The sequence below is a fragment of the Nostoc sp. NMS8 genome, assembly GCF_017115045.1.
Taxonomy (GTDB): Bacteria; Cyanobacteriota; Cyanobacteriia; order Cyanobacteriales; family Nostocaceae; genus Nostoc.
Map to the genome: position 1 here is coordinate 1 of NZ_JABXKK010000011.1, position 12,707 is coordinate 12,707.

Annotated in this window: 10 protein-coding genes; 6 read left to right on the forward strand and 4 right to left on the reverse strand. The window is 40.7% G+C overall.

What is annotated here, in order from left to right; all coding sequences use genetic code 11:
* The 3 genes from HWQ39_RS00725 to HWQ39_RS00735 form a co-directional block, all read left to right on the forward strand.
* Nucleotides 1–497: hypothetical protein (locus HWQ39_RS00725; protein WP_292840170.1), on the forward strand; the 497-nt coding region annotated here is incomplete at its 5' end.
* Nucleotides 498–1,277 (forward strand): hypothetical protein, encoded by a 780-nt coding sequence (locus HWQ39_RS00730; protein WP_292840173.1) that lies wholly within the window; start codon nt 498–500, stop codon nt 1,275–1,277.
* Complete coding sequence (locus tag HWQ39_RS00735) at nt 1,277–2,014, forward strand: DUF6753 family protein (protein ID WP_292840176.1); 738 nt, start codon at nt 1,277–1,279, stop codon at nt 2,012–2,014. Before HWQ39_RS00730 ends, HWQ39_RS00735 begins: the two co-directional genes overlap by 1 nt.
* A 16-nt stretch (nt 2,015–2,030) precedes the next feature.
* On the opposite strand, the gene HWQ39_RS00740 is transcribed toward HWQ39_RS00735, so the two are convergent.
* Complete coding sequence (locus HWQ39_RS00740) at nt 2,031–6,596, reverse strand: CHAT domain-containing protein (protein ID WP_292840179.1); 4,566 nt, start codon at nt 6,594–6,596, stop codon at nt 2,031–2,033.
* A gap of 163 nt (nt 6,597–6,759) precedes the next feature.
* On the opposite strand from HWQ39_RS00740, the gene HWQ39_RS00745 reads away from it, so the two are divergent.
* Complete coding sequence (locus HWQ39_RS00745; RefSeq protein WP_292840182.1) at nt 6,760–8,127, forward strand: AAA-like domain-containing protein; 1,368 nt, start codon at nt 6,760–6,762, stop codon at nt 8,125–8,127.
* Nucleotides 8,128–8,291: 164 nt separating this feature from the next.
* Nucleotides 8,292–8,663 carry a hypothetical protein gene (locus HWQ39_RS00750; RefSeq protein ID WP_366932209.1) on the forward strand — a complete coding sequence of 124 codons (372 nt, stop codon included), beginning with the start codon at nt 8,292–8,294 and terminating at the stop codon, nt 8,661–8,663.
* A gap of 92 nt (nt 8,664–8,755) precedes the next feature.
* Here HWQ39_RS00750 and dnaB read toward each other — a convergent pair whose 3' ends face one another.
* The 3 genes from dnaB to HWQ39_RS00765 form a co-directional block, all read right to left on the reverse strand.
* The gene (gene dnaB, locus HWQ39_RS00755; RefSeq protein ID WP_292840185.1) at nt 8,756–10,144 is read right to left on the reverse strand and encodes a replicative DNA helicase; all 1,389 of its coding nucleotides are present in this window, start codon (nt 10,142–10,144) and stop codon (nt 8,756–8,758) included.
* 164 nt (nt 10,145–10,308) lie between these two features.
* Nucleotides 10,309–11,571 carry a hypothetical protein gene (locus HWQ39_RS00760; RefSeq protein WP_292840188.1) on the reverse strand — a complete coding sequence of 421 codons (1,263 nt, stop codon included), beginning with the start codon at nt 11,569–11,571 and terminating at the stop codon, nt 10,309–10,311.
* 392 nt (nt 11,572–11,963) lie between these two features.
* Nucleotides 11,964–12,173, reverse strand: coding sequence for a helix-turn-helix transcriptional regulator (locus tag HWQ39_RS00765; RefSeq protein WP_196525726.1), 210 nt, complete (start codon nt 12,171–12,173; stop codon nt 11,964–11,966).
* 314 nt (nt 12,174–12,487) lie between these two features.
* Here HWQ39_RS00765 and HWQ39_RS00770 point away from each other — a divergent pair, with 314 nt between their 5' ends.
* Nucleotides 12,488–12,649: a hypothetical protein gene (locus HWQ39_RS00770; RefSeq protein WP_196525725.1), complete on the forward strand. Its 162-nt coding sequence runs from the start codon at nt 12,488–12,490 to the stop codon at nt 12,647–12,649.
* Nucleotides 12,650–12,707 lie beyond the last annotated feature (58 nt).

Consider the following 12,707-nt stretch of genomic DNA (forward strand, 5'->3'; position numbering starts at 1 on the left):
TTCCAGAGGCTCTTGATGCTCTACGCGCTTTGGGTGCTAAGGAATTAGATGATATTCCAGCACGAGCAGCTATTAAAAAGATGCGCCGTCAAATTGAACGGGTGCTTCGTCTCGGCTATACCTACGAGGAAGTGTCTAAAACTTTAGCCCCTTTAGATATCAACATCAGCCCTGAACGTATTCGTTATTTACTTAACGATATTCGTAGGTCTACACGCAAAAAGTCAGTCACTCCTCCGAGTCAAGAGAATATCAGTACACAAGTTATTGATGAGCCGACTTTAGACGAGAATTCGGCTTCGGAGCAAAGCAGTAGTCATTCTGTTCAAAAGTCTGAGTCTAAATCAAGAACAGAATCTAAATCAGCTTCATCAAAATCAACAACTCCTAAAACTCCTAAAACGGCTAAAAAGACCTCTGATGTTAAAGCTCCAGAGAATCAAAATTCCTCTCGCCTTGCTTTTGTGCCTGAAATAATTTCAGATGAGGATTTGTAGATGGTAGTCAAACCTAAACAATCGGCTGACCAAGGTGAGGAAAGTTTGTCAACTAATCAGCCAAAAACTCTTGGACGCTTGGTGTTGGTGACTGGGGATAAAGGCGGTACTGGTAAAAGCGTGGTGGCTAGAATCCTACTTGACATTTACCGCCACAGAAATATCAACTGCATCGCTTATGAGTGTGACCAGTCTAATCCTCAGCTTTATCGTCATTACAACAAAGTCGCTCCTGGCGTACAAACGCTCAAACTAAATCAGCGCGGTGGTGCTGATGCTTTGCAGGATGATTTGAAACGTTTATCTCCTCAAGTTTCCCTTGTGGATCTGCCTGCTGGTGCTGCTGAATATTTTGAGTCAGTCGCTAAGGATATTTTTCTGTTTCAAAATGCCCAGCGTTTAGGTTATCGCATCACTATGGTGTCGGTGCTGGGTCGGGTGAAAGATAGTTTATTGCAGTTAAAACGGCTGATGGATTTCTGCGGCGACAAAGTTGATTATGTGGTGGTGAAAAATCTTTACTGGGGTGATGAACACAAGTTTACTCGCTACAACAATTCTAAGATAAAGCAGGCTGTAGAAGCATTAGGAGCAACTGAACTTTTATTACCTGAGTTATATGACGATATTTTTGACCTCGTTGACTCCAAGGATCTAACATTCAGGGAGGCGTTAGAGCATGACGATTTTAGTTTGAGTAATCAGTCGAGAGTTTATGGTTGGATTGATGCGGTTGAGACTGAGTTTTCTAAGGCGGCTATACAGTTGGGGTTAGAGTAATGGCTGTAAGTAATGGTAATGGCAATGGAGCAGTATCTCATTTAGATAGGTTGCTGTCAGAAAAGCCGCCTGAGTTTCAAGCCAAGGTCTTGCGGTTTGCGCTTGATTCTGGGATGAAACAAGATGACCCAGCATTTAGGTTAGTGCAGTACATCGGTTATCTGGCACAGCTGACAGAAACTGCACCAAATGATTGGAAGTTATTATTTGAAAATTTACAGGTAGAGCTAAACGAATGGAGTCAACTGACGGCGGAGCAATTGAAGATTCAAGCCGACCACACGGAGAACATCAAAAATATGGCGACCAGCTGCAATCAGCTAGGGACAGCCTTGAGCGCATTAAATCTAACATCTCAGCAACAACTCAAGCAATTAACGAGCTTAACCAAACTCTCCGAGAATTTGAGCAATATCTCCCCCAAGCAACCAGAGACATTGAGCCAACCGTTGCAAGAACAATTGAACGAGATTCAGGAGAAGATTTCTCTATTGAACCAAAAAGACGTGGATTCAGTCGTTAAAGGTTGGGGTAGAGCTATTATAATCTGGCTTGTCTCTCCGATCTCGTTTTTTATTTTATTTTGGTTTTATTCACACATTTTTCCGATCCCTACTCCCGTTGAAACTACCGAGTCTCTACAGAAGATTTTGCAGAATACTGATTGGAGTAATGCCAAGCTTCAACGAGTTGAGAAAAAATTGGGGACAGATACTAACCAAAGACGACGGCGGTAAAAATTTGCTGTCAGGCTCATTTGGCTTCACCAATCAGCGTAAACGTTGCCCAATTTCTAGGATCAGGATACTTTTGCATTGTGGTGAGCATAGCTTGGCGTAAAGCTTGAGCTTTATCAGGATTTTGTTGAAGATTGTGATAAAATTCTGTCATCAAGGAAGCAGTAGGCTCATCCGGTACAGACCATAAGGCTGCTATGACACTGGGTACTCCTGCGGCAAAGAAGGAACGAGACAAGCCGATAATTCCATCACTTGTGATTCTGCCACTACCTGTATCACAAGCACTCAGGACAACTAAATCAGCATTGAGTTTCAAGTCTAAAATTTCATCGGCGGTAAGTAAGCCATCGTTGAGTTCACCGTTACCAGATGGAGCAAGGGCGATCGCTCCTGGTACACCTAATCCTTTCACGTCATCTAACAACCCATGCGTTGCTAAATGAATAATCCTAGCTTGCGATAGCTTGGGTAAGATTTTGGCTTTTATGGCTTGATTGCCTGTAAATGCTTGAATATTGAATAGTTTAGCAATTTCCTTTGCTTCCTGTTCTGACCCTGGCAAGTTAGACAACTGTTTAGGTGGATCACCAAGTTTTGTGGTGACTTTAGGCATAGTAGGATTACCGACAACCAATGCTGCTTGCAAATCTGTGGGGCGTGGCTTGAGCCTTTGTTGATGGGTTAAATTTAGAACTTGAATCGCAGGTGCAATGAGAATTGTATGTTTTTCAATTAGGTATTTGCCAGTTGAGTCTTGAAGAGCCGCAAAGGGAACTAAAAACAAAGATTGCTCAGGGATGAAGACGATATGAGCTTTTTGATCAGTTGGTAGGAGGTCAGCAATAGGTTCTATAAGTAGTTTATAGAGTTGTTGTAGAGGTTTTTGTAAATGTTTTTCATCAACGGGAGCTACAATTAATTTGCCACGTACCACTCCGATAGAATTACGGCTATTTACAACCAGGTCTGCTAATGAAATCTTTTGTTGCTGCCACAAAAATTTGAGATCAATTCGGCGAAATGTTACTTCACCACTGGGCTTTATTACCCAAATCAAGAGTTCCGATTCCTGGGTCTGTTTTTTACCTTGAACCTTGAAATCACGATAACTAATCGAATACTCAACAAGGGTGGCATTTTGCTCTTTGGCAATTTGTTTAATTTGTTGGATATTGGGTGGCTTAATAGATAGCGGAATGTTTTGATTAGGAGATAATCGCCTAGACAATAACTCTAAAAATGCGCGAGAGCGACTGCTCTCAGTAATTAGCAGAGCATCATCAGTTTTATTTTGAGCAACCAGGATATCTCGAAAGTGATGATAAGTATTGATCTGGGTTTCAAAAATTGACACTTTATAGGCATCGGCTAGTCCTGTTCGTAGAGATTCTGAAATCTGAATGGCATCAAAGAGTGTTTTCTCAGCTTCTTGGAAATTCCCTAATTCAAATAATATACTTCCTAAAATACTTAGAGTCTGCTCCTCGTCTGGTCGATTTTTTATTTGCCGCGCAATACTCAGACTTCGGTTGATGAACTCAATTGCTTTGTGGTTTTGACCAAGCTGGCTATAAACTTCCCCTATGTTCTTTAAAGTCTTTCCTTCACTCTCAATATCACGAATTTGTTTACTGAGAACTAAAGATTGTTGATAAAAATTCAGTGCCTTCTCGTAGTCGCCCAGGTTACTATAAACTTGTCCAATATTGTTGAGTGTTACTACCTCCTCGCCACGAAAACGGATTTCCCGTAGAAGTAATAAGGCTTGCTGAGAGTATTCTAAAGCTTTAGTATACTCACCTAAGTTACGATAAACTTGTCCAATATTGTTGAGCAGACTCCCTTCTTTTGCTCTGTCGCCAATTTCTCTACTGATGGCTAGAGATTGTTGATAGTACTCTAATGCTTTGAGATACTCACCTATACTACTGTAAAATACTCCTATATTATTGAGGGTCGTTCCTTCTCCTCCACGATCACCTATTTCTTTCAAAAGCGATAGGGCTTGTTGAGAATATTCTAGAGCTTTATGATACTCACCCAAATTGCGATAAACTGCTCCAATATTATTAAGTAACCTTCCTTCGTTAGATTTATCTTTAATTTCTCTGCTAATGGCTAAAGATTGTTGGTAGTACTCTAATGCCTTGGCATACTCACCTAAATTGCTATAAACTGTACCGAGATTATTAAGTGCTATCCCCTCTCCGTGTATGTTTTTTTGTACCCTAAAAAGTTGTAATGCTTGAGAAAAAGACTCCTGTGCCTTTGCATATTCGCCAATCGCAAAAGAAGCATTTCCGAGACTACTCAAGGCTTGTGCTTCTTTAGGAGTATCTTTAATAACATCTCGAATGAGATTTAAAAATTCTCGATAAGATTGAGTGACTTGACCATATTTTCCCTTTGCAGAAAGAGGAGTTTGTGAATCTGTCAAAGTCAAAAAATCTTCAAAAACTGTTCTTGCTTGTACGATTGCTTCTAATGCTTTTTGAAGTTTATGATTAGCTTCTTCAGCTATAGTTTCGGCTTTTCTTGCTCTTTGAACTGCTTCTTTAGATTTCTGATCAGCTTGCTCTAGTTCTATATTTTTTTGCTCAACTTCGTGTTTAACTTGTTCAAGATTAGCCTTTTCCGCTACCAAATTTTTATTAGCCTGTTGAAATCTCTTCTTTTCATTTTCCAGTACCACTTGTGTTTGTTGTAGTTCTGAATTTTTATGTTGGAATTCCTGATTAACTTTATCTAGATTCGCCTTGGCTGCTTCCAAATATTGGTTTGTATTTTTAACTCTCTGCTCTGCGTTTTGACGAGATATTTGTGCTTGCTGTCGTTCTCGTATGGCATCTTCTCTTTTTTTATTAGCAGCTATTTTTTCCACATAGGCTGTCTTGATTGCTTGTTTCGCTTCTTCTAGTTGTGAAGTTGTCAAGATAAAATCTTGTTTTACTTTATCTCTTTCTAAAATAGTAGCTTGGAGTTGTTGGTTAGCTTGCTCTGTTTTGGATATAGCATCAAGGCGTTGTTGATTTGCATTGCGAGCAACTATCAATGCTCCTATCGCTCCAACTACAGATAGGCTTAATACGCCAACTCCAATACGAATTTGTAACTGTGTTTTTCGTTGCGCCTCGGCAAACCTCTGATTAGCTTTCTTCTCTTGTTCTAAGGCAATTTCTGCTTTCTTTCGTGCTTCTGCCAAAATTTGGTTTGCTTCTCTTTCTGCTTCTAAAGCAATTTGAACTGTTTGTTTGTCAAATTCCTGACTTGCAGATAAAAACTGATAATCCAGACTGCTTAAGTTCTTGTCATTCGACCATGCTAAAGCATCCTGCAATGCTTGCCTTCGCAACAACCGCGAAGTATCCTGACACTTACTAGCTACCCAGGCTTTTAAAGCCTCAGCATGAGGACGCAAATTAGCTAATCGCTTCTCTACCCAATTTAAATTAAAAACAGTCGCATAAATTTGGTTATAAACTCTTAACTTACCTTCCTGTTCTACCACCAACCCAGTCAGGCGTAGTTTCATCTGTTCAGTGTTATCGTTAACAGCAATCTCGCCAAATTGCAAAATTTGCTGATACAATCCCAACAAGCGACCACTAAGTTGCTCGTCCATGAAAATTCTATCTCGTATAGTTTTTAAATGTGGTGGTTCATCCTGCGATTCCCAATTTTCAATAATTTGATTTGTGACTACTCTTTTAACCCACTCAGCTGTACTGAGGACTAGAAAGGAGCTATCGTTGTGCGGGAGTTTCCCCCATTGAGACGACTGGTGTTGGAGAGTGGGGAGTGGAAGTAGTTCTTGGAGAAACAGCTTACAAACTTTTTGTGTCAAAAAAGGCTGTCCACCCGTCCAAGCCAAAACTTCTTGCATAACAGCTTGAGGATTCTCTACTTTTCCTTCTATACCTATTGACAAAGGGATGGTTTCATGAATTTTAAATCCGTTAAGTTGAATGGCACGACCAATATTAAAAGGTGTTCGCCTTTTGTCGGAGATTAAATCTGAAGGGGTCGCTACACCGACTAAGGCAAAAGTCAACCGCTTGTATTCAGGTTTGAGAGAACGTTTTTCATAGCAGCTTCTAATAAAAACAAAAAAATCGTCAGTGGGGAAATCTAAGCTGAGAATGCTATCGATTTCATCAACAAAAATAACGATGTTTTTCTGTACATTTGGAAGCATCACCTCTTCAATAAATTTTCCCAAGCGCTGTACGGGAGAAATTTCTGTGCGTTCGTCCCACCACGCAAAGAAATCTTGCGGTTCAATGAAATTGAGTTCAGTCACCAAAGTGTAGACGATACCCGCATACCACTGCTCAAGATTGATTTCTTGGCTGCCCTGCCCTGAAACATCAATAGTGGCACAGGCAAAGCCTTCCGCTTGCAGCCTTTTCATCGTGCGAACTTGCAAGCTCGTTTTGCCCATCTGTCGGGAGTTAAAAATATAACAAAACTCCCCTGTCTTCAGCCCATGATAAAGGTTAGAGTCCGCTTGCCGCAAGACATAGCTGGGATCGTCCTCCTCCAGACTACCACCTACTTTATACTCGTAGTCTTCCGTCATTATTTTAGTTACCAATGGAGAAAGGAGTATTTATTTCCATCAAATCAGCATTTGACCTGACTTGTAAGTGGAGAATATCGAGTACTCATCGACTATTCATCGACTTTACTACGTTAAATACTTATCCTTTAAGCTAATTTAATAGTGTTTTTTAGAATCAGCTATGCCACGTTCACTGAAAGTACGTACAGAGTACTTACCACAAGTAAGGAAGGCTATGTGGCGAAATGGCTACATCAGCCAGAGAGTTTTTGCAGAAGTACTGAGTATCTCCCAATCCACTATTAGCAATTTTTGTACTGGTAAACCTGTCGATTTTTCCTACTTCACGGAAATTTGCGAGAAATTAGCTCTTGGGTGGCGAGACATAGCTGATTTTGAAACGCCTGTTGACACTGAGACAGAGATACAGAGGGAAGGAGGACAACAAGAAAATTATTATCCCTTGTCTTTCTCCTCTCTCACTTCTTCCTCACTTACTTTCTCAAACTCACTCGAATATCCAGAAGGGCAGGTAGCACTGACTTCTTGCTTTTATATTGAACGTCCGCCAATAGAACAGCGCTGTTATAACGAAATTCACAAACTTGGTTCTCTAATTCGCATTAAAGCTCCACAGCAAATGGGCAAATCTTCTCTGCTGGTAAGGATTCTTCACCAAGCGGAAATAGAGGGCGATGTAACTGTAACAGTAGACTTTCAGTTAGCTGAAGAGGAGTTTTTCACGAACTTAAATTCATTTTTACGCTGGTTTTGCAATAGTGTCAGTCAAGAACTAACTAGAGATAATCAAGAACTACAGCACAAACTGCTTCAGAAATTAGATGAGCATTGGAATTTAACTCAGCGTATAGGCAGTATGAAAACTTGCAAAGATTACTTTGAGCGATATGTGTTTCCAGAGTTTAAACAGCCGTTTACTTTAAGTTTAGAGACAGTGGATAGACTGTTTGAATACCCAAAAATCTATAAGGACTTTTTCAGTTTGTTACGTTCTCTGCACGAGGAAAGTAAGCGGCGGGATATTTGGAAAAAATTACGGTTGGTAATAGTACATTCTACAGAAGCCTACGTACCAATGGATATTAATCAATCGCCATTTAATGTAGGCTTGTCAGTTGAATTACCAGAATTTACCCATAAACAAGTCAATGATTTAGTCAAGCACCATCAACTAGATTGGAGCGGCACAGAAGTTGAGAAGTTGATGGCAATGGTAGGAGGGCATCCTTTTTTAGTGCGTCTAGCCCTTTATAAAATTGCAAGTAAAGAGATCAGTTTGGCTCAATTGTTACAAACAGCACCTACCGCTGAGGGAATCTACAGCAGTCATCTGCAACATCAGGAGATAATTCTTACTAAACAACCAGAATTAGGGATAGCAATGCGAGAAGTTGTTGCCAGCAGCAGTTCTGTACTGTTAAAGACTGTGCCAAGGTTCAAATTACACAGTATGGGACTGGTAAGATTACAAGGCGATGAAGTAACACCTCGCTGCGAGTTATATCGTGAATATTTTCGGAATTATTAAGTAAGTAGTTTTATCTATAGGTTTAGTCTCTTACCTCAGCCCTTCCCTTACAAATAAGTAGGTTAGGTTTTCTAATCTAAAAACAAATCGGTTTTCTAATCTAAAAACAAATCGGTTTTCTAATCTAAAGACAAATCTGAAATCAATATAACTTAATTAAGTAAATGACTTATCCAGCCATAAGTCAAGTAGCAATGGGCTTTGATAGAAATATCAAGTTCAATTGCCAATTACTAGAAGCTGATGATTACTTAGCTTTTAGCTATCAAATTATTGGAGTTTCAAAAATGAAATTAGTCAAAAGGTATGCTTTTAATAGAAACTTACTGTCATCTATTTTACTAATTTTAGTATCTGGTTCGCTTTATTTAGCAGTTATTGATAGAGAAAATCGTCCTGCATATTTTGATATTGTCAAAGTAGCGGTCAGCTACGCTTTTGGTTCAATTAAATTACAAAGTAATGTTGAACAAACCAGTAATTCAGATGATTTAGAGAACTCCAAAATTCCTAATAATTCAAAGCCTAAAGAGTAGGAATACAAATGATGGTGTGTTAGTAGTAGCTATCGATACTACTAACACAATTATTACAAATTTCATTGATCACGTTTCTCTGACCATGCTTTTTAATCCCAGTCACTTTGTGCAGACTGCGATCGCACCATGTTCTTAAATTTTGTTAAGTGTGCATCAAACAGTAGTTGGATTGTGCCTGTAGCCCCATCGCGGTTTTTAGCAAGGATAATCTCTGCAATGCCTTTCTCTTGCGTATTGGAGTCGTAATATTCATCACGATATAACATGATTACTTTGTCCGCGTCCTGCTCAATCCCGCCACTGTCACGTAAATCCGAGAGCATGGGGCGTTTGTTATTACGGCTTTCTACGGCTCTTGATAGTTGCGAGAGACACATTACAGGGGTTTGTAACTTCATCGCTAAACGCTTAAGTCCGCGTGTCAGCTTTTCTATTTCATGGTTTCTGTTGCCCCCGCCGTTCCCATCCATCAGTTGCAGATAATCCACAACGATTAACCCCAAATCACGGCGCTCTTGTGCCATGATTTTACGACACTCAGATTCTATATAGCTCAGTGATGGGTCTGGACGGTCATCGAGGTAAACAGGTAGCTCTGATAGTGTACCGATGCCCTGTGATAGTGGTTCCCATTGTTTGTTAGAGATGCGCCCAGTTTTCAAGTAGCCGCTTTCTATGCCAGCCTCACCTGAAAGCGCACGCATGGCAATCTGTAGCTTTGACATTTCCAGACTGAACACGACAACCGGAAACTGATATGCAGACGCTAGATAAAAAGCTATCTGAGCCGCAAACGCCGATTTCCCCATCGCCGGACGACCTGCAACGATGACTAAATCATTGCGGTTGAATCCGCAAGTCATTGCATCAAGATCATAAAAGCCTGTGGGAATGCCAGGTAATACCTTACCGATGCTGCGGTCTTCAATATCCTGAAACAGATCAACAATCACATCTCTTATGTGGCTGGCCCCCGCAGTGTCAGACGAACGCTGCAACTCATAGATCAAGTCCTGTAATTGTGAGAAGGCTTCCTCTAAGGGCGTTTCTTCATTGGATTTGTGCTGCAATTCGATTGCAAGGTTTCCCAGTCTACCTAGTTCCCGGCGCTTCCATTTTTCCATAACTAGACCTGCCAGCGCATCAATGTTAACTGCTGATACTGTCCTATCAACCAGCGATGCTAACTTGTTTCGACCGCCGATAATTTCTAACAAACTATTATCAGCTAAATAATTCGTGATCATCAACAAGTCTGTGGGCAATTCTTGAGCATTAAGTCGAAGGGCTGCGTTGTAAATTCTACCATGAGCGCTGATATAGAAGTGATGCGGCTTCAAAATGTCGCGGACACGTTCTATGGCTGCTGGGTCAAGCAAGATGCCCCCAAGTATCGCCTCTTCAGATTCAATGCTCTGTGGTGGTAGCTTATTGGCTGTCGTAGCAAAAGGAATTACGTTGTCGTCACTGGCGTACATATTAACCTTTGAGTTTGATTAGGTCTAAATTTTTACAGTCATACACCCGCAAAAAAGAAGGGTGTGGGATGGAACCATTAAATTTCTTCACAATTAGGTCGCAGCGCTTGGGATGGGGCTAAATTCTGACCCTATACCCCACACCCAGCCTCTTCGGGGCTTGGTCAATCGGGAATATCTACAAATCTTTCAGGAAACTTGGCGCTTGCCCATTCGTACCATTTGGCAGATACTTTATGCTTGCAAAACTTAGATAGTCCCTCAGACTGGAGCATACTATAGTAGTGATCGTGCATCCGCGCCTCCCATCTGGGAAAATCATACTTCTTGCGCTGTTTCTCTACTTCTGCGGGGTCATCAGCAAAGTTGTTAATTTTGCGCTCTAATTTCCTGCAACCCGCTTTCCATTGCTCAAATAAGCAAAATATCTCTGTACTACCTTCATCTTTTTTAGAAAGCACTGTAGTCACGTATGGGGCAACGTTGTTAATGTCTTTGCCCTGCTTACGCTGATAGGTCTGATAGTAAAGCAGGAAATCCACTTCTTTAACTGGGTCATCACTGAAAACCAAGATTTGAGAATGATTCTCACGCGCCGCGCCGGAATTTAGATCCTCATGAGTGGATTTCTCGTTAGTTGCAGAGACTTTCTCTTTTTTAACAGCGTAGTGATTATCTGGAAGTACTTTTTCTTGGTCGGTTTCTTTCCTTTCTTCTTCCTCTTTTTCCTCCGTCTCTCCAGTGATCGATTGAGGTAATATTATTTCTTTAATCTTATTAGAAGGCTGCGAGGTATGCTGTGAATGAGTTTCAGCCCGTACCCCATCCATTTTTGGCACTATGCCATCCATTTTTGGCACTATGCCATCCATTTTTGGCACTATCGGTTGATGTGTATCATTTACATCATCCATTTTTGGCACTATCGGTTGATGTGTATCATTTACATCATCCATTTTTGGCATCATGGATATTGGAGCAGTATTTGTATTGTTAATTTTTTGTACTAGAGATAAGTCTTTCAGCAGTAATGCGCCAACTTTTATGGGGTCAACGCGATAAAACTTAGCTGCATTGCCCTTGTTCTTTTTTAGTTGACAAGAAATTACGTAGCTTGATTCCTCTAGCCCCAGCAACAAACGTTGAATACTACGTTGTGATCCTAGCGCCGGATATGCGTTTTCCCACTCTTTGTAAGTAGCGCTAGTCCACCATTCCCCATCATGAAAGTAGCCATACTTGTTGAGTCTGGCATTGCTCAAACACCAGCTTTCAATGATTTGAATCAATAAAGCTTGGTTAACACCTACTACATTTGCTACGCTCCAATAGAGCTTAGTATATGCAGGTTCATAGCCGTGAGTAAGTCGATAAGCTGTAATCGGGCCTGCTGCGGTCAGTGTTGTAGTTCCCTGTGTAGCATTCATTTGTATTACCTCGAAATCTTCTAGATTTCGGATAACTCCTCATATTGCAAACTCGCGTCGCTAAGTTATTTAAGTTATTATGGTTATAGCGAACGCAGTGTACCCAGTACCAAGAAGTGTCCAGCCTCTTATTGCACTTGGAGTTACCCGGCGTGTTTAAATCAATAAAAATCCAGCCTTTGCTGGTACGCATCCCCTCTAGTTTCTGCTAGTGGGGATATCCGTTTTGAGGAGAGGTGCTAAATTGTCTGCACCCTCTCAGCTCCCATTTGCCCTCTCCAGGGCTGCCGTTTCTATATCGCCGCTTCCCTCTGGAATTGGGGCTAGGATTTGTTTTGAAAGACTTTTGCATTGCAGTTTTCCTAAATACAAAATTTGTTTTACGCGATCGCTTAATCTTCCCTCCATTCCAATAACTCACAAGGCTGGATTTTATAGCAGTCACAGATTTTGTTAAGCGCTAATCCATTAGGTATTTGCTCAGAATTGTCATATAAGTTGTAAACAGTCGTTTTGCTTAACCCTGTGCGCTCACTGAACTCATAGCGCGTAATTTTGAGCTTTTCGTCAATAAACCTCCTTATCGTGTTGCGAACTGGCATAGAAATCCGTCTGGTAATAACAGACCCCTATTAAAGCATCTTATAAGGAATGTTGTTATACACAGCTTTATTTAATTAAAATTAGCTTGCTATTAATAGCCATCTTGTATTAATATAGCCATTGTAAGGCTGAAAAGACAAGGGCAGTCAAAACAGTCAAGGGCTGACAAAGGTTTCACCCACAACGGCTTAATGACCGCAAGTATCCAAAAGTCTTGCACGGCAAATATTTTCAAAACTTTAATAACTACATAGAGCGGTAGTCATTCCGCTCACTAAACTTGATGCCTGCATTCATCAGGAGTTATTTATCAATGCGAGTCAGTATTAGACAGCCATTGCAGCCATTTATTAATGCAAAGGCTAAAGAATTGGGTGTTGATGATGCTGGTGAAGTGGTTAACTATTTGCTCTTGCAAATTATGTCAAACAACGCCACGAGCGAACCCATACAGACACAGACTAAAAAGGCTTAAACGATGTATATCAATTTACGCAACTTAGAAGCAATCAACGAACTACCCCTTCAGAGAA

Bases quoted from the DNA above. Each gene is read 5' to 3' on its own strand.
- HWQ39_RS00730 (WP_292840173.1), top strand. From the start codon at position 498: ATGGTAGTCAAACCTAAACAATCGGCTGACCAAGGTGAGGAAAGTTTG.
- HWQ39_RS00735 (WP_292840176.1), top strand. From the start codon at position 1,277: ATGGCTGTAAGTAATGGTAATGGCAATGGAGCAGTATCTCATTTAGAT.
- HWQ39_RS00740 (WP_292840179.1), bottom strand. From the start codon at position 6,596: ATGACGGAAGACTACGAGTATAAAGTAGGTGGTAGTCTGGAGGAGGAC.
- HWQ39_RS00745 (WP_292840182.1), top strand. From the start codon at position 6,760: ATGCCACGTTCACTGAAAGTACGTACAGAGTACTTACCACAAGTAAGG.
- HWQ39_RS00750 (WP_366932209.1), top strand. From the start codon at position 8,292: ATGACTTATCCAGCCATAAGTCAAGTAGCAATGGGCTTTGATAGAAAT.
- dnaB (WP_292840185.1), bottom strand. From the start codon at position 10,144: ATGTACGCCAGTGACGACAACGTAATTCCTTTTGCTACGACAGCCAAT.
- HWQ39_RS00760 (WP_292840188.1), bottom strand. From the start codon at position 11,571: ATGAATGCTACACAGGGAACTACAACACTGACCGCAGCAGGCCCGATT.
- HWQ39_RS00765 (WP_196525726.1), bottom strand. From the start codon at position 12,173: ATGCCAGTTCGCAACACGATAAGGAGGTTTATTGACGAAAAGCTCAAA.
- HWQ39_RS00770 (WP_196525725.1), top strand. From the start codon at position 12,488: ATGCGAGTCAGTATTAGACAGCCATTGCAGCCATTTATTAATGCAAAG.